Raw genomic sequence first — 24,918 nt, forward strand, 5'->3', positions numbered from 1 at the left:
GTGACGCCTCAGCGTCCGGTGAGCATGCATCGAGCACGCTCGGGTTCCGTGCGCCGTACCCCCGTCGCCGAGAGAAGGCCGGTGGGTGCCACGTGTCCGGCGGGCGACTGGTGAGCCCCCGTGCGTCGTCGGCCACCCAGCGGACGCGAGACACCCGGCGGTCGTGAACCGCCCGTGACCACCGCCCGCACCAGCACATGCGGTTGCTACCGGTAGCGAACCCCCGCCTCGGCACGTGCGGTTGCAACCGGTAGCGAACGCCCGTGAGTGCGGCGCCCGCGGCCGGAGTCAGCGTCCGATGAGGCGTACGTCGCGGACCTCGGCCCGCCAGCCGCTCCGGCTGCTCTCGGGCAGATCGGTGAACCACAGCACCACCGTGCGGATCTCGCCGCGCGGCAGGTTCGGGAACTGCAGGCGGGCGTCGGGGACCTCGCCACCGCCCAGCCGGGTCCCCCAGTCGCCGGGGAGCTGCTCGTCGTCGGGCGGCCCCTGGTCCGATGCGTACAGCTCGAGGCTGCCACCGGCCACGTTGAGCTCGACCTCGACGCGGTCGAGCGCCTGCGGTTCCTCGAGCTCGAGCCAGATGCCGACACCGGATTTCGGCAGGCCACTGAAGTCCGAGGAACGGTAGGTCTCGGTGGGCCAGAAGGTGTCGGCGTCGCCGTCGTGCGCGTTCTCGACCTGGTCGCCGTGCTCGCGCAGGTCACCCTCGGGGTCGAGGTCCCCCGATGCCGCGACGGGGAGGGGCTCGCCCTCGGCGTCGCCGCTGGCCGTCGGTGTGCCGGCGTCGTCCCCGGGTTCGAGCGTGCCGTCGTTGGCGGCGTTCAGTGCGATGGCGCCGAGCAGCACGGCGATCGCCGCCACGACACCGACCAGCCAGCGGCGTCCTGTGGAGGGGCCGGCAGGCGCCGCCGTTGCCTCGTCGCCGGGCAGCTCGGAGTAGGCGGAGGTCGCGTCCCGGGGGGCGGCGGGCACGGCGGCCGCGCCCCCCGCGGTGTCGGTGACCGGGATGGCCCGGGTGCTGCCGATGGGCGGCTCGTCCGCCGGCGCAGCGTCGCCGCCCGGGTCGAGCGGGACACCCGGATCCACCGGGGGCGCAGGCGGCGCGTCGAGCGGTTCGGGTGGTGAGCCTGCCACGTCGATCGGAGCGATCCGCTCCGAGGCGACGGGCGTGGTGTTGCGCTGGGGCACACGGGCGACGCGGGCCGCGATGGCCGTGTCGGCACCACGTGAGGCGAACGCGCGGAGGGCGTCGGCCAGGTCGTTGCCGTCCGTCGGGCGCTCCCGCGGATCGACGCGCGTCGACCACTCGATGACCTCCTCGAGGCCCGGGGGGATGCCGGGCATGAGGTCGCTGACGTGGGGCAGCACCGTGGTCAGGCGCCGCGCGGCGACCTCGACGGCGTTGCCCTCACCGAACGGTGCGCGCCCGGTCAGGGCCTCGTGCAGGACCAGCCCGAGGGCGTAGACGTCGGCGCGGGCGTCGATCGGGTCGTCGCGCAGCTGTTCGGGAGCCAGGTACCGCGCCGTGCCGAGGACGGTGCCGGTCCGGGTGAGCCGGGACGTGGCGGCTCCGAGGGCGCGCGCGATGCCGAAGTCGGCCAGCTTGGCGGCGCCGTCCACCGTCACCAGCACGTTGGCGGGCTTGACGTCGCGGTGCACGATCCCAGCAGCGTGCGCCGTCCCGAGCGCGCTGGCCACCTGCGCACCGAGCGCGGCAGCGAGGCCCGCCGGGAGGGGGCCGTCGTCGAGGATGTCGCCGAGGTTGACGCCCTCGACCAGCTCCATGACCAGGTAGGTCTCGTCGAGGTCCTGTCCGAGGTCGTAGACCAGGACCGCGTTCGGGTGGGTCAGCTTCGCCGCTGCCGTCGCCTCGGTGCGGAAGCGGGTCCCGGCAGCCCGGTCGCCGGCCAGGTCGGCGTGCAGCAGCTTGACGGCCACCGGACGGTCGAGCGCCCGGTCGTGGCCGCGCCACACCGTCCCGGCACCCCCGTGACCGAGCTTGTCGCGCAGCTCGTAGCGGTCCGCGAGGACACGGCCCCGCTCGCCTGTCGCTGCCACCACCGCCTCCGTGCCGACGTCTCGTTCCAGCTGACCTCGAGCCGGCGTCGCGCTGGCGTCGAGCTGACGAGGTTGGGCAGGCGGCCGGTGGGCCACCGCACCTGCGCGATCGGTCCCGCGCGGGGTGCACGGTAACGGGCCGGGAGGAGGGACGAGGTCAGCCCCTCCGACCAGCCCGGCACCGCCGGACGTCCCGGGCCTCGGGCTCTAGGCTGCCGGAGTCGGCGCCATCCGCTCCCCGCGTCGGCCACGGACCCTCCCGTCCGGCGTCCCACCCCGTGCTCCCTCCCGTACCGGAAGGCCCCACCGTGTCCGAGGTCACCCCGTCCGAGCACCCCATGCCCTACCGCCGGCTCGGCCGCAGCGGCCTGAAGGTCAGCGTCCTGTCCTTCGGGTCGTGGGTGACCTTCAAGAACCAGGTGGACGTCGAACGTGCGGTCGAGTGCATGTCCGCCGCCTACGACGCCGGTGTCAACTTCTTCGACAACGCCGAGGCCTACGCCGGGGGTGAGTCGGAGCGCATCATGGGCGACGCGATCCGCCAGCTCGGCTGGGAGCGTCACTCCTACGTGGTGTCGTCGAAGTTCTTCTGGGGGCTGCACGACGGCCCGAACTCCCGCAACACCCTCAACCGCAAGTACCTCATCGAGGCCGTCGAGGGGTCGCTCGAGCGCTTCGGCCTCGATCACCTCGACCTCGTCTACTGCCACCGCGCGGACCCCGAGACCCCCATCGAGGAGACCGCGCGGGCGATGCACGACGTCGTCGAGCGTGGCTGGGCCCTGTACTGGGGTACCTCGGAGTGGACCGCCGACGAGATCCGCGCCGCGTGGGAGGTCTGCGACCGCTACGGCTGGCACAAGCCGATCGTCGAGCAGCCCCAGTACAACCTGTTCCACCGTCGTCGGGTGGAGAAGGAGTACGCGCGGCTGTACGAGGACATCGGGCTCGGTACCACGATCTGGTCGCCGCTCGCGTCGGGCCTCCTGACCGGCAAGTACATCGACGGCGTGCCGTCGGACTCACGCGCGGCGCTCGAGGGGTTCGGGTGGCTCGCCGAGTCCCTCACCGACGAGCAGAAGAACGCGACGGTCCGGGAACTGGCGACGGTCGCCGACGAGCTCGGCGGCAGCCTGGCCCAGCTGGCCATCGCCTGGTGCGCCTCGAACCCGAACGTGTCCTCGGTCATCACCGGTGCCTCCCGCGTCGAGCAGGTGCACGACAACATGGGCGCGGTGGCGCTGCTCCCGAAGCTGACCCCCGAGGTCAAGGACCGCATCGAGGCCATCGTCGGGTGACGGTCACCAGCCGCCGCTGATCGGCCGGCCCTCGGCGTACCCGGATCGTGTCTGGACGCCGAGGACGGCGCGATCACGGAAGGACGCGAGGTCCGACGCACCGGCGTAGGTGCAGGCGCTGCGGACGCCGGCCACGATGCGGTCGACGAGGTCCTCCACACCCGGTGCCACCGGGTCGAGCGGCATCCGCCCCGACGAGATGCCCTCCTCGAACATGGCCTTGCGCGCGCGGTCGAACGCGCTCTCGCCCTCGGTGCGTTGCTTGACCGCCCGCGCCGAGGCCATGCCGAACGAGATCTTGAAGGGGCGGCCGTCGGCGTCGTGCTCGAGGTCGCCGGGGGACTCGTGCGTGCCCGCGAACCACGATCCGACCATGACGTTGGACGCGCCGGCGGCCAACGCGAGCGCGATGTCGCGGGGGTGGCGGACGCCGCCGTCGGCCCACACGTGCGCCCCGAGGTCCCGGGCGACCTCGGCGCACGCGATGACCGCCGACAGCTGGGGGCGACCCACGCCGGTCATCATGCGGGTGGTGCACATGGCGCCCGGGCCGACACCGACCTTCACGATGTCGGCTCCGGCCTCGACGAGGTCACGGACGCCCTCGACGGTCACCACGTTGCCGGCCACCACCGGCACGCCGAGGTCCTCGTGACGGACGGTGCGGAGCGCGTCGAGCATGCGGTCCTGGTGGCCGTGGGCGGTGTCGAGCACCAGGACGTCCACACCGGCGGCCACGAGCTTGCGGGCCGTGGCTGCCGCGTCACCGCTGACGCCGATGGCTGCGGCGATCGCCAGTCGGCCGGCGGCGTCGAGGTTCGGCCGGTAGAGGGTGGAGCGCAGCGCACCGGCGCGGGTGAGGATCCCCACGAGTCGGCCGTCCGCGTCGACGGCAGGTGCGAGGCGGTGGCGTGCCTCGGCCAGCAGGTCGAACGCGTCCCTCGGATCGACGTCGGCCGGGATCGTGGTGGGGTGGTCGGACATGACCCGACCGAGCTGGGTGAACCGGTCGACGTCCCCGAGGTCGGCCATCGTCACGATGCCGACCGGTGCGTCCGCGTCGACGATCACCGCGGCCCCGTGGGCACGCTTGGGGATCAGCGCGAGCGCGTCGCCGACCGTGTCGTTGGGGGCGAGCGCGATCGGGGTCTCCACCACCGGGTGGCGGCCCTTGACCCACGCCACCACCTCGGCGACCACGTCCACCGGGATGTCCTGGGGCAGGACCGCGAGCCCGCCCCGGCGAGCGAGGGTCTCGGCCATGCGCCGGCCCGAGACCGCGGTCATGTTCGCGGCGACGAGGGGCACGCTGGTCCCCGTGCCGTCGTTGCTGTCGAGGGCCACGTCGAGACGTGAGGTGATCGCCGACCGGGCGGGGACGAGGAAGGCGTCCTCGTAGGTCAGGTCGTGGGCTGGCGTGTGGCCGTCGAGGAAGCGCACGGGCGGCTCGTCGGTCGGGAGCGAGGGGACCCCCCAACCTACCGGGGGTGGCCCGGTGCGCCATCTTCCTCGTGGCCCTCGCGGCCGGCATCGCGGCCGGCATCGCGGCCGGCATCGCGGCCGGGGTCGCGGCGGGATCGACGACGCTCCCGCCAGCCCCGCCACGCTCGTCGGAGCGCTCGCGCGAGGAGCACCACGGTCAGCGTGCCGGCGACCAGGAGGACGGCGACCGCCGCCAGCGCGAGCACCGGGTTGGTGACCGCGAGCACCACCACCCCCGCGACGAGACCGTCCTCGCCGAGGCTGACCAGCCCGTTGCTCACCGGTTCGGGCGAGGTGTTGATGGCCGCCCGGGTGGTCGCCTTGACCGTGTGGCTGGCGAGGGCCAGCGATCCGGACGACAAGGCAGCCGTGACCTCGCCGACGGTCTCGATGTCCCCCGCGAGGATCGCACCGAGCGTGGCGGCGCCGACGGGCCGGACCACGGTGTGGAGCGCGTCCCAGGCGGTGTCGAGCCAGGGGATCTTGTCCACCACGAACTCGATCGCGTAGAGCAGCGCCGCGACGGCCAGGACGTCGGTGCGGGTGAGCACGACCGGCACGTCCGCGAGGCCGGTCCGCCCGACCAGCCCGAGGAGGACCACGACGGCGTAGAGGTTGACACCCGAGGCCCAGCCGGTCCCCGCGAGCAGCCCGACGGCGTCCACCTCAGGCCGCTCCGCGGGACCGACGACGCACGCGCGCAGCGGCCCCCGGGGCGAGGTGGTCGGTCACCGTCTCCACGTGAGCGAGATCGCGGTCGACCAGGACGTGCCCGACCGCCGTACGGTCGCCGTGCCGCTCGAAGCAGGTCAGCACCTGCTCGGTGTCCACGTCGGTCACGCCCCCCGCCTCGAGCAGCCGCCGTGCGATCGTCCGCCGCTGCCACCCGTCGGGGAGCCGGAGGAGCACCGCGGTGAAGCTGTCGCTGGTCAGCGGGGTGCCGGCGAGGCTCCTCGCGGCCGCGAGGCGGGCCTGCACGGAGCCGGCCCGGTCGATGTCCGCCAGGGCCGCGGCGGGGTCGAACGTCGTCGCCGCGGGGATGGTCGCGGCCGGATCGGGGGTCGCCGGGGTCGACGCGAGGTCGACCCACTCGTCGGCACCCTCGGCACCCTCGGCACCCTCGGCACCGTCGGCGTCCGCAGCGTCGGTCTCGGCAGCGTCGGTGTCAGCGTCCGCTGCCTCGGTGCCGCCGTCAGCGAGGTCCGGCCACCCGTCGAGGTCGTCCGGGGCATCGGGGGTGTGCTGCGGGGGCGGGAGGGGGACGGCCTCGCCCGTCGGCGCCGGAGGTGGTGCCGGGTCGGGGCCGGCCAGCGGAGGACCGGTCGGAGGGGGCGGCCCGCCGTCGATCACCGATCCGACGGCTGCCCGCGCGAGGCGGTGGCGCTCCGCCGGATCGGCCAGGGAGGCGGCCAGACCCTCGAGTTGCGCGGGCTCGACCGACCGGAGCGCCGCGGCCAGTTCGGTCATCTGGCGGGAGGTCAGCACCCCGGCGCCGTACCGCTGGAGCTGGGCGGCCGCCTCGGGAGCTCCGCGCTCGGCCAGCCCCTGCGCCAGCACGCGGCGTTCAGCGATGGACAGGCCGCGCAGGGTCCGCGCGCCGGTGGCGGCGACCCGGGCGCGTTCACCCGGTGACCGGGCGCGCTGCCACCGGGCGACGAGGTCGGCCACGTCCTCGATCGGCACCGCTCAGCCGACCACGTCGGTCACGCTCAGCGCGTGTCGCAGTCCCATGAGCAGCCCCCTGAGCTGTCCCACGAGCATCCCCCTCGACGGTCACGGTCCCGACGGGACGCGGTCGTCACGCTAGCCGTCCCGTACGGACGGTGACGGGAGCCGCGCCATCGGCCACCCTGCCGACCAGTACCCACCTGTGCGCGGTGCGCAGGCGGACGAGCGAGGAGGCCACGTGCGGGTCGCGGTGATCGGTGCAGGACGGATGGGCGGGACCCTGGCGAGACTGCTGGGTGCGCACGGGCACGAGGTGGTGGTGACCGCTGCCCGCGGACGCGAGGAGCTGGCGCCCGTCGTGGCCGGCTGGCCGGGGGTGGTCGCAGGCGAGCGCGAGGACGTGGTCGGCAGCGACGTGGTCGTGCTCGCCTTCCCCTGGCGCGTCGCCGAGGAAGCGCTGGCCGGCCTGGACCTGCAGGATCACGTGGTGGTGGACGCGACCAACCCGTTCTCGGCCGACTACGACATCGTGGACACCGGGCCGACCGGCTCCACCGGGGTGATCGCCGCGCTGCTCCCGGGCGCCCGCGTCGTCAAGGCCTTCAACACCCTGCCGGCCGAGCAGTTCGTCGAGTCAGCGGCCGAGACCGCACCGACGGCCAGACGCATCGGTGTCGCCATCGCCGCCGACGATCGCGAGGCCCGCGACGAGGTGGCCGACCTCGTCGGCGACCTCGGCTTCACCGCGGTGCCGGTGGGCGGGCTCGACGCGGGTCGTGACCTGATGCAGCCGGCGACCCCGCTGTTCATGGTGCCGCTGCCCGCCATCGAGCTCGAAGCGCGCGTCCACCAGCTGATCGACTGACAGCCGCCGCGCGGTCACCGTCCGATGCGCAGCAGCCGGTCCTGACCGCCGCCGTTGCCGGTGAGGACCAGCACCCCGCCGTCCCCGGACGGGACCACGGTCCGAAGGCGCCCGTGGTCGCCGACGAAGAACGACCGGCTGCCGGTGACCTGCGCGCCGTCGGTGCCGATGCGCCACAGCCGCTGGCCGCGGAGCGCGGCGACGAGCAGGGTGTCGCGGCCCGCGAAGCCGACGTTCTCGGTGGTGAAGGTGGCCCCCGACCAGGATGCCTCCGGCGGCTGCCGGACGAACACGGCGGGCCGGGAGCGGCCCTGCGCCGTGTCGGTCGTGTCGGTGCCGGTCACCAGCGGCCACCCGTAGTTCGCGCCGGGATCGATGAGGTTGACCTCGTCGTCCCGCTCGGGGCCGAACTCGGTGGCCCACAGGCGACCGGCGGCGTCGAAGGCCAGGCCCTGCACGTTGCGGTGCCCGAGGGACCAGACCTCGTTGCCGAAGGGGTTGTCGGCGGGGACGGACCCGTCGGCGTTCACCCGCAGGATCTTGCCGAGCAGGCTGCTGGTGTCCTGGGCGCGTTGCTGGGAGTCGTTGCCCGCGGGACTGTTGGGGGCCGCATCACCCGTGCCGATGTAGAGGTGGCCGTCGGGGCCGAACGCGATGCGGCCGCCGTGGTGGTTGCTGTTGAACGAGCCCGAGGTGTTGGTGACGGGGATCCCCGACACGATCACCTGCGGCGCCGCGCCGCTGTCCGGGGAGAAGCGCACCACCCGGCTGTCGGTCGTGGTCGTCAGGTAGGCGTACAGGCGCGAGCCGCCCGGTTCGAGCGCCAGGCCGAGCAGCCCACCCTCGCCCGACTGGACCACCTCGGGGAAGGTGCGGCGGACCTCCAGGGCACCGCCCACGACCTCGTACAACGTGCCGCGGCGTTCGGTCACGAAGGTGCGGCCGGCAGGGGTCCGGACCACCTCCCACGGCTGGTCGAGCCCCGACGCGAGGGTGCGGACGCGGTAGGGGGGTCGCAGGTCGCCGTGCTCGGCCACCACGTCGAGGGTCCTGGCGAGGAAGGCCGCCGCCTGGCCACGCAGGATGCTGCTGCCCGGGTCGAACCGGCCGTCGTCGCGTCCGGCCGCAACCCCGAGCGCGCAGAGCCGTTCCACGGCATCACGGTGCGCCGTCGGGATGCGGTCGCGGTCGCGGAACCGGCAGTCCGGGTCGGCCGGTACCGACAGGTCGGGGAGGGCGAGGCGGAGCGCACGGTCGACGATGCTGGCGGCCTGGGCGCGCGTGACCCGATCGCCCGGCCCGAAGGTGTGCTCGTCGTAGCCACGCAGGACCGGGGGGTCGGCCGACGCGAGCGCGTCGATGGCGGGGGCGTGCGGTCCGGCGGGATCGACGTCGCGGAAGCTCGTCAGTCCGTCGCCGAGCGGGAAGCCGTCGGCCAGGGACACGTCGAGCAGCGAGCGCGTGAAGCTCGCCAGCTGGGCGCGCGTCAAGGTGGATCCGGGCTCGTAGGTCGTGGACGTCCGTCCCCGCGTCACCCCGTACCAGGCGACGCAGTGGATCGCGTCGCGGAACGGGCCGTCGGCGTCACCGAACCCCGGGTCGGGGACCTCGCCCGGCGGGCAGGCGTTCCCGGTGCCCCGCGGCGGCGCCGCCAGCGCCGGTGCGGTCAGCAGCGGCACCACGAGCAGCGCCGCCGCCGTCACCGTCAGGGTCATCCGGGTCCACGCTCGCCGCACCGGGGCCTCCCGTCTCCGCGCGTCGGCGCACGCTAGGCATGGATCGGACCGCCGCGCCACGGCCTCAGCCGCTGGCCGGCCCGATCCGCAGGATGCGGTCGTCCCCATCGCGTGGCGAGCCGCGCCCGTCGCGGTTGTTGGTCAGCACCCACAGCGAGCCGTCCGGTGCCTGCATCACCTCACGCAGCCGGCCGTGCTCGCCGACGTACAGCTCCTCGGGTTCACCGTCGAGGGCGCCGTCGGCGAGGGGCACGCGCCAGAGGCGCTCGCCACGCAGCGCGGCGACGAACAGGTCACCCTCCCACTGCGGGATCGCGCCGTCCACCAGCACCGCCCCGCCCGACCACGATGCCTCGGCCGGCTGACGGACGAGCAGGGGATCGGTGAAGCCCTCCACCCCGGCCTCCCCGGTCACCTCGGGCCAGCCGTAGTTCGCGCCGGGCTCGATGAGGTTGATCTCGTCGTCGACGTCGGGCCCGAACTCGGGTGCGAACAGGCGCCCGTCGGTGTCGAAGGCCAGGCCCTGGACGTTGCGGTGACCGAGCGACCACACCTCGTCCCCGGTCGGGTTGTCGTCCGGCACCCCACCGCCGGGGGTGACGCGCAGGATCTTGCCCGCGAGCGAGTCCGGGTCCTGCGCCGCGGGCTGGTCCTGCGCATCGCCGGTCGCCACGTACAACATGCCGTCCGGACCGAACGCGATGCGGCCACCGTTGTGGGTCGCGGCGGCCGGGATGCCGTCGAGGACGACCTCCGGCTCGGCGTCCGCGTCGGGATCGAGGCGCACCACGCGGTTGTCACTCGAGGTGGTCAGGTAGACGTACAGCAGGTCGTCCGGCCCGGCCGCGATCCCGAGGAGGCCCCCCTCGCCGGTGCTGTCGACCTCGAAGGTGCGGACCTCACGGGTCGAGCCGTCGTCGGCCAGTTCGAGCAACCGGCCGCTGTCGCGCTCGGTCAGCAGCACACGGTCGCCGAGCCAGGCGACGTCCCAGGGGGCGTCGAGGTCGGTGGCGACATCGGTCACCGCGACCGTGACCTCGTCGGGCTGCTCGTCGACCGCGTCCGCATCGTCGTCGGGGTCTTCGTCGGGGGCCGGCTCGGTGTCGTCCGGCACCTCGTCCGGTGCATCCTCCGGCGGGGCAGCGGGGAGGTCCGGATCGTCGTCGGCAGCGCAGGCAGCGACCAGCGCGGCGGCCGTGAGCAGGGCGAGGATCGATCGGGTGCGCACGCGGGCTCCGGGTCGGCGTGCCGAAACAGGGTAGGCCGCCCGGACCCTCAGGACAGGAGGCCCTCGACGACGTCGAGCCACAGCTGGGCCGACAGGCCGAGCGACTCGGTGTCGATGCGCTCGTCGTGCCCGTGGAAGCGCGACCGGAACTCCGCGAGCGACGACCTGGCGCTGAACATGCCCGCGCCGTAGGCGGTGGCGCCACGCTCCCGGAAGAAGGCGGCGTCCGTGCCGCCGGTGAGCATGAACGGTAGGACCTCGGCCCCCGGGTGGACGGCCTCGGCTCGGCGGCTGAGCAGGTCCCACAGCGGCGTGTCGGTCCCCGAACTCGACGCGGGTCGCGAGGGGACCGCGGGGGTGACGTCGACGCGCGCCGCGAGGTCGCCGAGCGCCTCGGCCAGCATGGCGTCGACGTCGGCGTCGGTCTGCCCCGGGAGCGTGCGGATGTCGACCTCGAGCTCGACCCGGTCGGGGATGGTGTTGGTCTTGGTGCCCCCGTGGACGACGTTGGGTGAGAACGTGGTGTGGGTGGTCGCGTGGAGGTACTTGGCCATGCCCGGGTCCATCTGCGCGATCGCGTCGTCGACCCGGCCGGGGTCGAGCAGTGCGGCGCGCCCCTCGTCGTCGAGCCCGAGCGCGTCCACGTAGGCGCGCCAGTGCTCGCCGAGCTGGGGTGTCGGGGTGTAGTCGGCCAAGCGGCGCACGACCTCGGCGGTGGTGATCAGCGCGTTGTCGGCCCTGTACGGCATCGACCCGTGACCCGGCGTGCCGTGGATCGTCAGGCGGCGCCAGCCGATGCCCTTCTCGCCGGACATCATCACGATGCGTCGACCCGTCGGGGTGTCGGTCGGGATGCCGCCCGACTCGGTCAGGACGTAGTCGGCGCCCACCTCGTCCCAGGCGTGCTCGGCCAGCCACCCCGCGCCCCAGGTGCCGCCGGCCTCCTCGTCGGCGACCCCGAGGAACAGCAGCGTGCCCTTCGGGGTGAAGCCGCTATGTGCCAGGTGGCGGACCGCGACGGCCATGGACGAGGTGAGGTTGAGCATGTCGACGGCGCCACGGCCCCAGACCTCGTCGTCGATCAGCTCCCCGCCGAACGGGTCCTCGCGCCAGTCGTCCGGGCTCACGGGGACGACGTCGGTGTGGCCGAGCAGGAGGAGGGTCGGCGCGGTGGGGTCGGAGCCCTCGATGCGCGTCAGGACCGACCTCCGGCCGGGCAACGGTTCGTGGTGGGTCAGCTCGAGGCCCGGCCCCTCGAGGAAGGTGGTCAACAGGTCGCTGTTCCTGACCTCCTCACCCGACGCTGGCGTGCCGTCGTTGACGCAGGCGTTGCGGATCATGGACTGCAACAGCTCGGTGGTCTGGCCGGTCAGGGTGGGGTCGGCAGGCACACGAGCTCCTCGGCGGACGTCGGGACCGCAGGCTAGAGGAGGTCAGCGGACGGTCGCCGGTGGTGCGCGGCGCGAGCCGCGCCACCGTGGCGCACCGACGAGGCGAGGAGCGACGTGGCACGCGAGCAGCGGGTCGTGGTGACCGGGGCGACGGGCAACGTCGGCCTCCGTGTGGTCGAGGTGCTCGCGGGTGACGCGGACGTGTCGCAGGTCGTCGGCCTGGCTCGGCGGCCCCCGGCGATCGGGCCCGCCGGGGTCCGGTGGGTGTCGATGGACCTCACGCCGCGACCGCCCGGGACGCCCGGTCCCGATCCGCTCGACGCGGTCCTGGCGGGTGCGGATGCCCTCGTGCACCTGGCGTGGCTGATCCAGCCGAGCCGGGACCCCGGTCGGCTGTGGGAGGTGAACGCGGCTGGGACGGCACGGCTGCTCGCGGCCGCATCGCGTGCGGGTGTGCGCACGATCGTGCACGCCTCCTCGGTGGGGACCTACGCACCGGCTCCGCTCGGCACCGTGGTCGATGAGGGCTGGCCGACGCACGGGATCGCGACGTCGCCCTACAGCCTCGGGAAGGCGTACTGCGAACGGCTGCTCGACGCCTACGAGGCTGGCCACCCTGAGGTGCGGGTGGTCCGTCTGCGTCCGTCGCTGGTGGTGCAGCGGCGCTCGGCGGCGCACGTGCGGCGGCTGTTCGCGGGTGCCCTGGTGCCCGATGCTGCCTTCGGAGCCGTCCGGCGGCTGCCGGTGCTGCCCGACGTGCCGGGCCTGACGGTCCAGCTCGCCCACGCCGAGGACGTGGCCGATGCGTTCCGAGCGGCCGTGGTGCGCGACGTCCGGGGTCCGTTCAACCTCGCGGCCCCGCCAGCGCTGTCCGTGCCGGACATCGCGGCGCTGCTCGGAGCACGGACGGTGCCGGTGCCGCCACGGTTGGTGCGGGCGCTGGTCCGGGCGGGCTGGACGGCGCGCGTCCTGCCCGTGGACGTCGGGTGGTTCGACCTCGCGCTCCGGACGCCGCAGATGCGGACCGATCGCGCCGCGGCGGAGCTCGGGTGGGCACCCCGGTGGGACGCCTCGGAGGCGGTGGTCGACGTGCTCGAGGGGCTGGCACAGGGGGCCGGGGATCGGACCCCACCCCTCGAGGGCGACGCCGATCGGTCCCGCGTCACCGAACTGGTCACCGCGCGGCAGGGCGGTGGTGAGGTCCGGTGAGGCAGCGGGTGGTCAGCGGCGGGTGCCGGTGACCGATTCGAGGCCCCAGACCACGAGGGAGACCACGAGCGCGCCGAGGAAGGTCGCGCCGAAACCCTCGGAGGTCAGGCCGAGGTCCAGCCCCTCGGACAGGCGGATCACGATCCACAGCGTGATGGCGTTGACCACCAGCAGGAAGAACCCCAGGGTCAGCAGCACCAGCGGCAGCGACAGGACCGTCAGGATCGGCTTCACGACCGCGTTGATCACGCCGAGGATGAGTGCCACCAGCAGGAGCGCGGCGATCGACCCGTCGAAGTGGAGCCCGGGGACGATCTGGACCGCCACCCACACCGCAGCCGCCCCGATCAGGATCTTCACCAGCACGCCCACGAGGACCTCCCTGCTCGACCACCTACCGCGCCCGACCGCACCTGCTCGGGCTCGCACCGCCGGGGAGCGGCGCGGCGACGCTAGTGGGTGGCGCTGCTGACGTCGACGGACACCCCGGGCGTGACGCTGGCGGCGAGGTCGGGTGCTGACCCGAGGACGACCGCGTCCGGACCGAGGGAGGAGGACAGGGCCGCCGCGATCGTCGCGGCGTCCGCGGGTCGGGCGAACAGGTAGCCCTGACCGAGGGCACAGTCGAGTTCGCGGAACTGGTCGAGCTCGGTGTCGTGCTCGATGCCTTCGGCCACGGTCAGCAGGTCGAGGGACCGGCCGAGGTCGACGATGGCCCGGGCGAGCGCGGGGGACTGGCGGCCGCTGACGACCGAGGTCACGAAGGACCGGTCGATCTTCAGCACGTCGACCGGGAAACGGTGCAGGTAGGCGAGTGACGAGTACCCGGTCCCGAAGTCGTCGATCGCGAGCCGGACGCCGAGCTCCTTGAGCTGCTGGAGGACCGCGAGGGTGCGCTCGGCGTCGTGCACCAGCGCCGACTCGGTGAGCTCGAGGGTCAGCGCCGCGGGCGGTAGCCCGGAGGCCGCGAGGGCCGAGGCCACGTCCTCGAGGAGGTCCCCGGCCGAGAACTGACGCATCGAGACGTTGACGGAGACCGTGAGGTCCTCCGCACCCGGCAGGTCCCGGCGCCAGGCCGCCGCCTGCGCGCAGGCCTCGTGCAGGACGAACCGCCCGATCCCCACGATCAGGCCGGTCTCCTCGGCGAGGGGGATGAACTGTCCCGGAGCGACCGTGCCGCGCTCGGGGTGCTCCCACCGCACCAGCGCCTCGACGCCCACGATGCGGCGATCGCTGAGGGTCACGATCGGCTGGTAGTGGCAGCGCAGCTCGTCGTTGTCGAGGGCGCGTTGCAGGTCGGACTCGAGGTGGAGCCGCTCGACGACGGCGAGGTGCATCTGGGGCTCGAAGACCTCGAAGCGGTCCTTGCCGTCGCGCTTGGACAGGTACATGGCGATGTCGGCGTTGCGCAGGACGTCGGTGGGCTGGTCGCCGTCGTCGTCGTAGGCGATGCCGATGCTCGCGGTCACCTGGACGTCGGCGCCGTCCGCCAGGATCGGGCGACGCACGTCCTCGAGGATGCGTTCGGCGACACGGGCGGCGTCCACCGGCTCGTGGTGCTCCTCGAGCAGGATGGCGAACTCGTCGCCGCCGAGGCGCGCGACGGTGTCGGACCGTCTGGTGGCGGCCTCCAGCCGGCGAGCGACCGCCCGCAGGACCGCGTCGCCTGCGACGTGCCCGAAGGTGTCGTTGATCGGCTTGAACCCGTCGAGGTCGACGTAGAGGACCGCGTACCTGCCGCCGGTCCGGCCGAGCCGGGCGCCGGTGTGCTCGAGGCGGTCGAGCAGGAGCGAGCGGTTGGCCAGGCCGGTCAGGTCGTCGTGGAACGCCCGGTGCTCGAGCTGTGCCTCGAGGAGGCGGCGTTCGGTCACGTCGCGGGCGGAGACCACGAACCCACGGACCGCTTCGTCGTGCAGGAGGTTGCGGCACGAGGACTCGACGGGGACGTAGGTGCCGTCGGCGGCTTCGAGCCGGCAGGCCAGCAGCCCGGACCCACCCGGCTGGTCGATCAGTTCGCGGACGAAGTCGACGGCGCGGGCCCGGTCGTCGGGGTGGATCAGGTCGAGGTAGCCGCGACCCAGCAGGGTGCCGGTCGGGTAGCCCATCACCCGCTGGGTCGACGGTGACTGGTAGGTGATCTCGCCGTCGCCGATGATCAATGTCACGTCGCTGGCGCCGGCCAACATCGCGCGGATACGCGCCTGCTCCTGCGCGGTGCGCTGCTGGGCGGCCTCGCCGTCAGCCGCCAGCCGAGCGATGCGTTGGCCGACGAGGACCACCACCAGGGCGCCGAGGGCCGCGATGCCGTGGCCGATCGTCCCGGCGAGCAGGGTGGGCAGCTCGAAGCTGGCGAGCACCGTCTGGTGGGCGGCGATGGCCGCCAACGCCCAGCCGACGGCGATCGACCCGGCACGGGCCCCCGAGTAGCGGACCGTGTCGGTGACGGCGAGCAGCAGCACGGGCCCGACCAGCGCAGGGCCGGCGCCGCTTGCGGCGGCGAGGGCGGTCAGCGCCGCGACCTGCAGCGCGACACGCAGGTGGAGGGCCGAGCCGTCGGCGTCACGACCCCACCGGGCGTAGGTCGCGGCCGAGACCACCACGGCGACCACGACCAGGGTGGGCAGCAGCCAGGCGGGGCCGGGAGACGCCACGCCGGTCACCCGGACGGCGCCGAGGACGGCGAGCACGCCGAGGACCTCGGGAGCGTGTGCGCGCAGGCGCTCGGTGGTGCCGGCCGTCGTCCGCGTCACACGTTGCTCCCGTCCGAGCGCGCTGCGGCCCGCCCCCGCGGGCCACCAAGAGCATCGTCGGCACCTCCCACCGACCACTTGAGCAACAGCCCGGCCGACACCGAGTCCGGCGCGGTCGCTGCGGGCAGTAGCGTCGCCCTCGTGACCGATCCCGTCCCGACGCCGCCCGATGACCTGGCAGCCCCGTTGCCGGTCGACGCGGTCCTGCCGGCCTTGCGCGACGCGCTGGCCGAGCACGGGACGGCGGTGCTGGAGGCGCCGCCCGGGGCGGGGAAGACGACGCGGGTCCCGCTGGATCTGCTGGCGCACGGGACGTTCGCTGGGCGGCTGGTGCTGCTCGAGCCGCGACGCCTCGCGGCCCGTGGCGCGGCGCAGCGCCTCGCGGCACAGCTCGGGGAGGAGGTCGGGGGCCGGGTGGGTCTCGTGACGCGAGACGAGCGTCGGGTGTCGGTGGCCACCCGCATCGAGGTCGTCACCGACGGCGTGCTGCTCCGGCGTCTGCAGCGCGATCCGTCGCTGCCCGGGGTGGGGCTGCTGGTCTTCGACGAGTTCCACGAGCGCCGGTTGGAGAGCGACCTCGGGCTGGCCTTCGCCCTCGAGACGCGTTCCGCCCTGCGCGGCGACCTCCAGGTGCTGGTCACCTCGGCGACCCTCGACGGGGCGGCGGTCGCCAGCCTCCTCGGCGATGCACCGGTGGTGCGGGCCGAGGGGCGCGCCTATCCGGTGACGGTGCGCCACCTGCCGCAGGCTCCGGCCGACCTGCTCGACGCGGCCGTCGACGCCATCGCCGAGGCGCTCGCACCCGACGACGGGGACGTGCTGGTGTTCCTGCCCGGGGTCCGCGAACTGACGACGGTGGCACGCCGGCTCCCCGACGCACCGGGCGGTGTCCCGGCCGAGGTACGCCTGCTGCACGGGGGGCTGCCGCCACGCGATCAGGACCTCGTCCTCGGTCCGGCGACGCCCGGGCGCCGGCGCGTGGTACTGGCCACCGACGTGGCCGAGACCAGCCTCACCGTCCCCGGGGTGGTCGCCGTCGTCGACGCCGGGCGGTCGCGCCAACCCCGCTTCGACGCCGCCACAGGTATGACCGGGCTGGTGACCGTCCCGGCCTCGCGAGGCAGCGCCGAGCAGCGCGCCGGGAGGGCGGGCCGCCTGGCACCGGGCCGTGCCATCCGGCTGTGGACCGCGGCGGCGCACGCCAGCCGGGACCACCTGCCGACGCCGGCCATCCACACCGACGACCTGACGGGCGCGGCGCTGGAGGTCGCCGTCTGGGGTGCGGAGGTCGACGATCTCGCGCTGCTCGACCCGCCCGACCCCGGTGCGTGGCGACGCGCACGGCAGGTGCTCCACCAGCTCGGCGCCATCGATGCCGAGGGTCGGCCGACCTCGCACGGCCGTGCCCTCGCGGCGCTCCCCCTACACCCCCGGCTGGCGCACCTGGTGGTGGTCGGTGCCGACCGGGGCCTCGGCGGGTTGGCCGCGGACCTGGCCGCGGTGCTGGCCGACCGTGATCCGCTGCGGGGGACACACCCGCACGTCGACCTGGCGACACGCGTGGCCGTGCTCCGGGGAGCACGACCGCCCGCCGGTGTCGAGGTCCGCCGTGCCGCGCTCGATCGCGCTCGGAAGGAGGCCCGTCGCATCCGGCGTCTGGCCAGGATCGGCGGTGACGCCGAGGGGACACTGGACGCCGTGGGGGGACTGGTCGCGCTGGCGTACCCCGACCGCGTGGCTGCGGCCCGGCCCGGTCGTCGGGGCGCCTTCTTGCTGGCCAACGGGCGGGGCGCGACGGTGCCCGAGGCCGATCCCCTCGCCGGCGAGCCCTTCCTCGCGGTCGCGGCCGTGGACCGGGGCGCGGGGGGTGGGCGTGGGCCGTCGGAGGCCCGGATCCACCTCGCCGCGGCCGTCGAGCGTGAGGAACTGCTCGGGAGCCTGGCCGATCAGCTCGAGGACCGGGCCGAGGTCGCCTGGCGCGACGGGGACGTGATCGCCGAGCGCCGGCGACACCTCGGTGCGCTGGCGCTGGTGACGGGCGGCTGGGACGACGCGCCCGTCGCGGCCAGGACGGCCGCGCTGCTCGACGGTCTGCGCCGCGAGGGGCTCGCCCTGCTCGGCTGGTCCCGCGATGACCACGAGCTGCAGGCCAGGATGCTGCTGCTGCACCGCGAGCTCGGACCACCGTGGCCGGACGTGGGGGACGAGGCCCTCCTGGCCGACGCCGAGGCCAGGATCGGCCCGTTCCTCGGGCACGCGCGGCGCCGCGGCGACCTCGCCCGCGTCGACGTCCGCTCGGTCCTGCTCGCGCTCGCCCCGCCGACCGCGGCGCGCGACCTCGACACGTTGGCGCCGACGTCGCTACGCGTGCCGTCGGGTCGCCACGCCCGGCTCCGGTACGGCGAGGCCGGGGGGCGTCCGGTGCTGGCGGTCAAGCTGCAGGAGCTGTTCGGTGCCACGCGGACCCCGTCGGTGGTCGAGGGCCGGGTCCCGGTCGTGATCCACCTGCTGTCGCCCGCGGGCCGGCCGGTGCAGGTCACCGACGACCTGCCGAGCTTCTGGGCCAACGGGTACGCGCAGGTCCGTGCCGAGCTGCGGGGGCGCTACCGCAAGCACCCGTGGCCCGAGGACCCGACCACGGCTGCGCCGACCGCGCGCACCACACGGCGCCGCTGACCGGGTGCCCGGGTCCGCCGCGGAACGCGACACGAACGAGGGCCACCCGGATCAGGTGGCCCTCGTGCCGTACGACCGACCGGTCAGAAGCGGATCGTCCCGCTGGTGCCGAGGATGGCGTAGCTGATCTCGCCGCTGAGCAGAGGCAGATCGAGGTCCTCGTCGGTGTCGCCGGCAACGTCGGCATCGCTCAGCGCGACCCCGAGGGGCAGCTGCGAGCTGTCGAAGGGCTCGGTGCCGACGGCCAGCTGCGCCGAGAGGCTGGTGTGGCGGTTGGCGTAGGCGAGCTGGTTGTTCAGGTCGCTCACGCCGTTGGAGCCGGTGAAGGGCGCGAGGGCCAGCGTCGACAGGGTGCCGACGGCGCGGCCCTGGCTGTCGAGGAAGGCCGAGCCGGAGTCACCGGGGACGCCCGGGGTGGCGGTGTAGACGGTGTGGGTCCAGCCACCACCCGACTGGCCGAGGCTGACGCCGGACTTGGGCTTGAGCAGGTCGAGGCCGAGGCGCAGCGAGCTGTTGCCGTAGCTGTAGACCTCCTCGCCGGCCGACGTGGTCGACCCGAGGGCGACGGGGCCGCCCCAGTGCGGCACGGTCGGGTTGACCTTGTCGTGGTCACGCGCGTCGATCCGTACCAGCGCGAAGTCGTTGTAGGCGCAGGCGTTGGCGTCCTGCTCGCCACGCTGCTGCATCGTCAGCCAGCTGGAGTAGACCAGCGTCCCGGGGTGGTCGGCCCCCTCGATGTCGACCCGGCTGCCGAGCGGCAGGGAGCCCGCGTCGCAGCCGTTGGTGTCCGTCGCGGCCCCGAGGCCGGTGCAGTGCGCCGCGGATCCGATGAGGACGTCCGCGCCGTCGGTGAAGACGAAGTTGGCCGTGCACTGGCCGCTGTCGCTGACCAGCTGGACGCCGGGCCGCACGGTGGCGTCCGGGGCGGCGGCCCAGGACGAGGCCTGCGCCGTGGCCGGGGCGAGCAGGCTGGCCGCGAGGGCCGTCGCCATCGCGACGGCGGCGAGGATCGTGCCTCGGCGCGTGCGCGGTACCGCGATCGGATCGTTCATCTGTTCCGCTCCCTCATCACGCGTGGCCACCCGACGACGGGGGACCCACGCGGGCCGGCCCGCTCCCGCGGCACCGGCCTGTCCGGTGTGACTAGTCCCCGGATACTACGCGGTGTCCGAACGGACGGCCTGTCCGGTCGGCCAGGCGCGCTGGAACTTCGCCGCACCGCGGGTCGTACCCGGGCGCGGCGTCAGGGCAGCCCGGCCTCGTCGAGCGCCCGCGCGACGCTCGGCACGTACCTGCTCCCGAACAGGGCGACGTGGACGAGCAGCGGCGCGAGCTGCAGCGCCGGCCGTCGGCGCTCCCACCCGGGCGGCAGCGGCGCGACGGCCTCGTAGCCGGCCCAGAACGCGCGGTCGGGTCCGCCGAAGAGGGTGAGCATGGCGAGGTCGGTCTCACGATCGGCGTGGTGGACGGCGGGGTCGATCAGCCAGCGGCCCCCCACGACGTTGCCCGTCCACAGGTCCCCGTGCACCAGGCTCGGCGCCGGCTCGTGCGCGTCGAGCAACGCGGGGAGCGGCCCCTCGCACGCGGCGGCCAGCCGCCGCCGGAGCGCCGGTGGCAGCAGGGGCAGGTGGGGTCGGATGCGGCGCTCGACCACGAAGGCCCCGGAGGTCGCCGCCCACCCGTTGGGCTGGGGCAGGGGGCCGATGACGTTGTCGCGGTGCCAGCCGAACGCCGGCCCGTGGTGGCCGTGGACGCCGGCGAGGGCCGCGCCGACGTGCTCCCAGTCGGCGGGGCCGGTCACGTGCTCGATCACGAGCACGTCCGTTCCCACGGCCAGCACCGCGGGGACGGGGCCGCCGGCGGCGGCGAGCGCTCGCAGCCCCTCGGCCTCCAGCTCGGCGTCGTACGGGGTGGCCTTGATCACCACGTCCCGCCCGTCCGGCAGCTGCGCACGCCACACGTGACCCACGTCGCCGCCGTCGAGCGGCTGAGCCCGGATCGGCGTGGGTAGACCACCGGGGAGCGGCGGGAGCGACACTCAGCGCGGCCCGGGGTCGTCCCGCTCACCGGCGAGGTAGGCCACGACGCCGGTGGCGGCAGCGCGGCACAGTGCAACGACGTGGTCGAACCCGTCGGGGCCGCCGTAGTAGGGGTCCGGCACCTCGAGGTCACCGGCGGCGAGGCTGGCGTCGTCGAACGCGCGGAACAGCCGGATCGGCGTGGTCGCGCCGCTGGAGGCGGCGAGCCGTTCGAGGTCGGCGAGGTTCTGGCGGTCCATCGCGACGATCAGATCGGCCGTGGCGAGGTGCTCGGCCGTCACCTGCTCGGCCGCCCCGTCGAGGACGAGGTCGACGGCTGCTGCTGCGGCCGTCATGCGCTCGTCGGGTGGGGCACCGACGTGCCACCCGCCCGTGCCGGCCGAGCGCACCTCCACGGCCATCCCTCGCGCAGCCGCGACCTCGCGGATGGCCGCCTCGGCCGTCGGCGAGCGACAGATGTTGCCGAGGCAGATCGTCAGCACCAGCGGCGTCGCGTCGTCCCTCCTCATGCCGCTCATCCCCGCGCTGCCGCGTTGCGCCCGAGCAGCACGGTCACCTGGGTGACCGACGAGGTCTCCTCCAGGTCGACGTCACCGGGGATCTCGCTGGCGACCAGCTCGGCGCCGGCGCGCTGCGCCGCGGTGTGCTGGATCAGGGTGCGGTCGCGTGGGTCGGTGTTGCCGACGTCGGCGATGGGGTAGCCGCGCCCCTCGAGCAGGTCCGCGACCTGTCGGGCGAGGCCGGGCGCGCCGGCGCCGTTGAGCACGGTGACCGGGACGTCCTCGGGCCGCACCCCCGTGTCCCCTCCGGCCTGGTCGAGGATCGAGCCGTCGGCGAAGGCGCGGAACAGGGGACCGGCGGCGGCCTCGTCGAGGAACAGGACCGACGCCTCGCCGGCCCTTCCGATCGTGGACGGGACGGTCTCGGTGACCGAGGCACCACCTGCCAGGCCACGTGCCCCGAGGGCGAGCCGGGCGAGCCCGATGGGGGACAGGCCCCGGTCGGCGGTCAGTGCCCCGCCGGTCTCGTTGGCCAGCGAGACGAGGCGGACCGGGTTGAACAGGGTCGAGGGCGAGGCGACCTCGCCGGCCAGGGCGCGTAGGAAGGTCTGCTGGCGCTGGATGCGCTGCAGGTCGTTGTCGATCTTGCGGACCCGCACGTAGCCGAGCGCATCGACCCCGTCGAGACGCTGGCAGCCGGCGGGCAGATCGATGCCGGCGTCGCGGTCGCTGATGGCGTCCTCGAGGCAGATCTCGACGCCGCCGACCGCGTCGACGACCTCGCGGAAGCCGCCGAAGCTGACCGTGAGGTGGTGCTGGATCGGGATGCCCGACAGCTCGCGGATGGTGGTGACCAGGCACGAGGGGCCGCCGATGGCCTCCGCGGCGTTGATGCGGCCGGTGCTGCCGTCGCAGCGGGTGACCCACAGGTCGCGGGGGAAGGCGAGGACGGCCACGCGCGACCCGCGGATGGTCATCAGGAAGATGGTGTCGGTGCGCAGGCCCCCCTCGTCGCGTCCGACGGTCAGTTCGTTCTGCTGCTCGCGGGTCAGGTCCGCACGGCTGTCGGACCCGACCACGAGGACGTGCATCGGGCGACCGGCGCCGGCCAGCCCGTCGACGTCCTGACGCGGGATGCGTGAGCTCGCCCAGAAGCCGAGCGCGGTCACGGCGATCAGCGCGATCAGCACCACGATCGCCAAGGTCCGAAGCGGCCGTAGCCGCCGCCTGCGCCGGCCGCGACCCGACACCGTCGGGCCCCAGTCCTCGTCGGGCTCCGTCATCGTCCTCACCACCGAACCACCACCGACACGTCCTGACCGCCGACAGACACGACCCTGCTCCGCCGGTCGGCCATCTGGCCGTCGGCGCGGGAGAGTCTCGCACGTCGTGGCTGCCCCACCGACGAGCCGGGCCCGCCGTCGGTACCGTCGGCGCACGACCGGACGTGGAGGCGCGGGCGTGGAACTGTCAGCCCGAGCCGCCACCTCGCCCATCGGTGGCCTGGAGGCGGCGGACCCGGACCAGCTCGCCACGCTCGAGCTGGTCCGCCGTTCGGTCATCGGTGAGGACGAGGTGGTCGAGGGTCCCTACGGGCCGCGGCGGGTCGTCTACGCCGACTACACCGCCTCCGGGCGTGCGCTGACGTTCATCGAGGACGCCATCCGGGACCTCGTCCTCCCGCGGTACGCCAACACCCACTCGGAGACGTCGGGGACCGGCCGGCAGACCACCCGCTTCCGCGAGGACGCGAGGGAGCTGATCCGCAGCGCCGTCGGCGCCGACCGAGGCGAGCACGCCGTGGTCTTCTGCGGCTCGGGCTCGACGGGTGCCATCGACCGCGTGGTCCAGGTCCTCGGCCTGCGGGTCCCCCGCGGGCTCGACGACCGGTACGGCTGGTCCGCCTCGGTGCCCGACCACCACCGGCCCGTGGTCTTCCTCGGACCGTTCGAGCACCACTCCAACGAGCTGCCGTGGCGCGAGAGCATCGCCGAGGTCATCACCATCCCCGAGGACGCTGACGGGCACGTCGACCTCGGGGCGCTCGAGACGGCGCTGCTCGCCACGGCGGACCGGCCGCTGCGCATCGGGAGCTTCTGCGCGGCGTCGAACGTCACCGGCATCCTGACCGACGTGCGTGCCGTGTCGGCCCTCCTCCACCAGCACGGCGCGCTGGCCTTCTGGGACTACGCCGCGGCCGCCCCCTACGTGGCGATCGACGTCGCCGCGTCGGGGTCGGGCCCTGACGGTGACCGCGATCACCTCGACGCGATCTTCCTCTCGCCGCACAAGTTCGTCGGTGGTCCGGGCACGCCGGGGGTGCTGGTAGCTCGACGCGAGCTGTTCACCAACGCCGTCCCGGGCGTCCCCGGCGGCGGGACGGTGGCGTACGTCAACGCCCTGGAGCACCGCTACCACGAGGACGTCGAGCTCCGTGAGGAGGGCGGGACACCCGACATCGTCGGTTCGATCCGGGCCGGCTTGGCCTTCGCGGTCAAGGACGCGGTCGGCACCGATCTGATCGCGGCTCGCGAGGAGGCCCTGACCCGGTACGCGATCGCGGCGTGGGAGCAGGAGGAGCACCTCGAGGTCCTCGGCTCGCACACCGCCGACCGGCTCTCGATCGTCTCGTTCGTGGTCCGCCACGGGCCGGATCGCTACCTGCACCACGACCTGGTGGTGGCCATCCTCAACGACCTGTTCGGGATCCAGGCCCGGGGCGGTTGCTCGTGCGCGGGCCCCTACGGCCACCGGCTGCTCGGCATCGATCTGGACCGCAGCCACGCCTTCGAACGCGTGCTCGCCACCGGGTGCGAGGGCATCAAGCCCGGGTGGGTCCGGGTCAACTTCCCGTGGGCGATCACCGACTCGGTGGCGCGGTTCCTGGTCGAGGCGGTGCGCCTCGTCGCGCGTGACGGGTGGCGGCTGCTCGACGACTACCGCTTCGAGGTGGCGACCGGCCGGTGGACGCACCGTGAGGGGGTCAGCACCCCGCCGTGGTCCCTCGGCGACGTCCGGATCGAGGGCGGGAACGTGTCGTGGCCGCCGCGCCCGGCCCCCACCGACGACGCGGACCTGGACGAGGTCCTCGCCGAGGCTCGCCGGGTGTTCGCCGCCGGCGGGCCGCACGCGGCCAGCGGTGACGCCGCCGTCCTGCCGCCGGACGCCGAAGCCCTGCGGTGGTTCCCCCTGCCCGGCGAGGCGGTCGCCGTCAAGCGGTGATCTGGTCGCTCGCGAGGTGCTCGACGTCGCTGAACCGCTGGAGCCCGAAGATGTGGCTCCCGGCGATGGACGAGGTGCGCAGCCACGCCAGCGAGGCGTGGTCGGAGGCGAAGCGCTCCCACTCCCACGGTTCGGGGTCGAGCCCGAGCAGGTGGCCGAGCACCACCGAGTTGGTCCCGGCGTGCGCCACCGCGAGGATGCGCTCAGGGGCACGGTCCGGCACCGTCCACAGGCCCTGCGCGTCGCGGACGACGCCGTAGCTGCCGAGCTGGGCGTCGAGCCCCGACACGACGCGCCGGTGGAAGTCGCGGAAGCTCTCGCCGCCGGGCAGGCCGTCCCACCACTCCTCCCGCGATCGGACCCGTGCTTCGGCGAAGATGCGCTCGACCTCGTCGCTCGGGCTGCCGTCCCACGCGGGGTCGTTGCGGATCTCGTGGAGCCAGGGCGCCGAGGTCACCTGCACCGACGGGTCGAGCCGCGCGCGCAGCGGCTCCGCGGTCTCGATCGCGCGCCTGGCGGTCGAGACCAGCACCTCGTCGAACCGGATGCGGGCCAGGCGGGCACCCGCCGCTTCGGCTTGGGCGCGACCGAGGTCGGTCAGGCCGGGGTCGACCCGTGAGACACCGTCCTCGGACCACCGAGGTTGACCGTGACGGAGCAGGAAGAGGTCCATGGGGCGGGACGCTACCCGGGCCGGAGGTCGGTGTGCGGTCCGGCCACGGGCCCGCCCAGGCCGTGGCAGACTCACCCGCCGTGAGCTGACCGGTTCGCGGGACTCGGGGCGGGGCGAGCC

Annotated in this window: 19 protein-coding genes; 5 read left to right on the top strand and 14 right to left on the bottom strand. The window is 74.2% G+C overall.

Features of this window, described 5'->3' with window-relative positions; all coding sequences use genetic code 11:
• Positions 1-288 precede the first annotated feature (288 nt).
• Positions 289-2,061: a protein kinase domain-containing protein gene (locus tag NITAL_RS14325; RefSeq protein WP_157041844.1), complete on the bottom strand. Its 1,773-nt coding sequence runs from the start codon at positions 2,059-2,061 to the stop codon at positions 289-291.
• Positions 2,062-2,399: 338 nt separating this feature from the next.
• Here NITAL_RS14325 and NITAL_RS14330 point away from each other — a divergent pair, with 338 nt between their 5' ends.
• A complete protein-coding gene (locus NITAL_RS14330; RefSeq protein ID WP_052669693.1) occupies positions 2,400-3,359 on the top strand; it encodes an aldo/keto reductase in 960 nt (319 codons plus the stop codon).
• A 3-nt stretch (positions 3,360-3,362) separates the two neighbouring features.
• On the opposite strand, the gene NITAL_RS14335 is transcribed toward NITAL_RS14330, so the two are convergent.
• From NITAL_RS14335 to NITAL_RS14345, 3 genes are read right to left on the bottom strand one after another with little or no spacing between them, the layout of a single operon-like run.
• Positions 3,363-4,799, bottom strand: coding sequence for a GuaB1 family IMP dehydrogenase-related protein (locus NITAL_RS14335; protein WP_052666926.1), 1,437 nt, complete (start codon positions 4,797-4,799; stop codon positions 3,363-3,365).
• 38 nt (positions 4,800-4,837) lie between these two features.
• Complete coding sequence (locus NITAL_RS14340; protein WP_083441587.1) at positions 4,838-5,506, bottom strand: DUF4126 domain-containing protein; 669 nt, start codon at positions 5,504-5,506, stop codon at positions 4,838-4,840.
• A 1-nt stretch (position 5,507) separates the two neighbouring features.
• Positions 5,508-6,524, bottom strand: coding sequence for a hypothetical protein (locus tag NITAL_RS14345; protein WP_052666927.1), 1,017 nt, complete (start codon positions 6,522-6,524; stop codon positions 5,508-5,510).
• Positions 6,525-6,747: 223 nt separating this feature from the next.
• Between NITAL_RS14345 and NITAL_RS14350 the strand changes: the two genes are divergently transcribed.
• Positions 6,748-7,374, top strand: a complete 627-nt coding sequence (locus tag NITAL_RS14350) for an NADPH-dependent F420 reductase (protein WP_052666928.1) — start codon at positions 6,748-6,750, stop codon at positions 7,372-7,374.
• Between the two features lie 14 nt (positions 7,375-7,388).
• Here NITAL_RS14350 and NITAL_RS14355 read toward each other — a convergent pair whose 3' ends face one another.
• The 3 genes from NITAL_RS14355 to NITAL_RS14365 form a co-directional block, all read right to left on the bottom strand.
• A complete protein-coding gene (locus NITAL_RS14355) occupies positions 7,389-9,089 on the bottom strand; it encodes a PQQ-dependent sugar dehydrogenase (protein WP_211262416.1) in 1,701 nt (566 codons plus the stop codon).
• An 85-nt stretch (positions 9,090-9,174) separates the two neighbouring features.
• Entirely contained in the window at positions 9,175-10,338 is a 1,164-nt protein-coding gene (locus NITAL_RS14360; protein ID WP_052666930.1) for a PQQ-dependent sugar dehydrogenase, read from the bottom strand.
• Positions 10,339-10,385: 47 nt separating this feature from the next.
• Positions 10,386-11,729 carry a M20/M25/M40 family metallo-hydrolase gene (locus tag NITAL_RS14365; RefSeq protein WP_052666931.1) on the bottom strand — a complete coding sequence of 448 codons (1,344 nt, stop codon included), beginning with the start codon at positions 11,727-11,729 and terminating at the stop codon, positions 10,386-10,388.
• Between the two features lie 114 nt (positions 11,730-11,843).
• On the opposite strand from NITAL_RS14365, the gene NITAL_RS14370 reads away from it, so the two are divergent.
• Complete coding sequence (locus tag NITAL_RS14370) at positions 11,844-12,938, top strand: NAD-dependent epimerase/dehydratase family protein (RefSeq protein ID WP_052666932.1); 1,095 nt, start codon at positions 11,844-11,846, stop codon at positions 12,936-12,938.
• A gap of 12 nt (positions 12,939-12,950) precedes the next feature.
• Here the strand turns inward: NITAL_RS14370 and NITAL_RS14375 are convergent, their stop codons facing one another.
• Entirely contained in the window at positions 12,951-13,310 is a 360-nt protein-coding gene (locus NITAL_RS14375; protein ID WP_052666933.1) for a phage holin family protein, read from the bottom strand.
• 80 nt (positions 13,311-13,390) lie between these two features.
• On the bottom strand, positions 13,391-15,688 hold the full coding sequence (locus tag NITAL_RS14380; protein WP_052666934.1) for a putative bifunctional diguanylate cyclase/phosphodiesterase: 2,298 nt from the start codon (positions 15,686-15,688) through the stop codon (positions 13,391-13,393).
• A 78-nt stretch (positions 15,689-15,766) separates the two neighbouring features.
• Here NITAL_RS14380 and hrpB point away from each other — a divergent pair, with 78 nt between their 5' ends.
• Positions 15,767-18,364, top strand: coding sequence for an ATP-dependent helicase HrpB (gene hrpB / locus NITAL_RS14385; protein WP_211262417.1), 2,598 nt, complete (start codon positions 15,767-15,769; stop codon positions 18,362-18,364).
• Positions 18,365-18,447: 83 nt separating this feature from the next.
• Here the strand turns inward: hrpB and NITAL_RS14390 are convergent, their stop codons facing one another.
• The 4 genes from NITAL_RS14390 to NITAL_RS27345 form a co-directional block, all read right to left on the bottom strand.
• Positions 18,448-19,416 (bottom strand): S1 family peptidase, encoded by a 969-nt coding sequence (locus NITAL_RS14390; RefSeq protein ID WP_211262418.1) that lies wholly within the window; start codon positions 19,414-19,416, stop codon positions 18,448-18,450.
• Positions 19,417-19,607: 191 nt separating this feature from the next.
• Entirely contained in the window at positions 19,608-20,402 is a 795-nt protein-coding gene (locus NITAL_RS14395; RefSeq protein WP_052666935.1) for a fructosamine kinase family protein, read from the bottom strand.
• Positions 20,403-20,912: a low molecular weight protein-tyrosine-phosphatase gene (locus NITAL_RS14400; RefSeq protein WP_052666936.1), complete on the bottom strand. Its 510-nt coding sequence runs from the start codon at positions 20,910-20,912 to the stop codon at positions 20,403-20,405.
• Positions 20,913-20,917: 5 nt separating this feature from the next.
• The gene (locus tag NITAL_RS27345) at positions 20,918-22,186 is read right to left on the bottom strand and encodes an LCP family protein (RefSeq protein WP_052666937.1); all 1,269 of its coding nucleotides are present in this window, start codon (positions 22,184-22,186) and stop codon (positions 20,918-20,920) included.
• Between the two features lie 178 nt (positions 22,187-22,364).
• On the opposite strand from NITAL_RS27345, the gene NITAL_RS14410 reads away from it, so the two are divergent.
• A complete protein-coding gene (locus NITAL_RS14410; RefSeq protein WP_211262419.1) occupies positions 22,365-24,125 on the top strand; it encodes an aminotransferase class V-fold PLP-dependent enzyme in 1,761 nt (586 codons plus the stop codon).
• Here NITAL_RS14410 and NITAL_RS14415 read toward each other — a convergent pair.
• Positions 24,115-24,798, bottom strand: a complete 684-nt coding sequence (locus NITAL_RS14415; RefSeq protein WP_052666938.1) for a histidine phosphatase family protein — start codon at positions 24,796-24,798, stop codon at positions 24,115-24,117. The genes NITAL_RS14410 and NITAL_RS14415 overlap by 11 nt on opposite strands.
• Positions 24,799-24,918 lie beyond the last annotated feature (120 nt).

This window comes from Nitriliruptor alkaliphilus DSM 45188 (assembly GCF_000969705.1).
Lineage (GTDB): Bacteria > Actinomycetota > Nitriliruptoria > Nitriliruptorales > Nitriliruptoraceae > Nitriliruptor > Nitriliruptor alkaliphilus.

Bases quoted from the DNA above. Each gene is read 5' to 3' on its own strand.
- NITAL_RS14330 (WP_052669693.1), top strand. From the start codon at position 2,400: ATGCCCTACCGCCGGCTCGGCCGCAGCGGCCTGAAGGTCAGCGTCCTG.
- NITAL_RS14355 (WP_211262416.1), bottom strand. From the start codon at position 9,089: ATGACCCTGACGGTGACGGCGGCGGCGCTGCTCGTGGTGCCGCTGCTG.
- NITAL_RS14390 (WP_211262418.1), bottom strand. From the start codon at position 19,416: ATGAACGATCCGATCGCGGTACCGCGCACGCGCCGAGGCACGATCCTC.
- NITAL_RS14400 (WP_052666936.1), bottom strand. From the start codon at position 20,912: ATGAGGAGGGACGACGCGACGCCGCTGGTGCTGACGATCTGCCTCGGC.
- NITAL_RS27345 (WP_052666937.1), bottom strand. From the start codon at position 22,186: ATGACGGAGCCCGACGAGGACTGGGGCCCGACGGTGTCGGGTCGCGGC.
- NITAL_RS14415 (WP_052666938.1), bottom strand. From the start codon at position 24,798: ATGGACCTCTTCCTGCTCCGTCACGGTCAACCTCGGTGGTCCGAGGAC.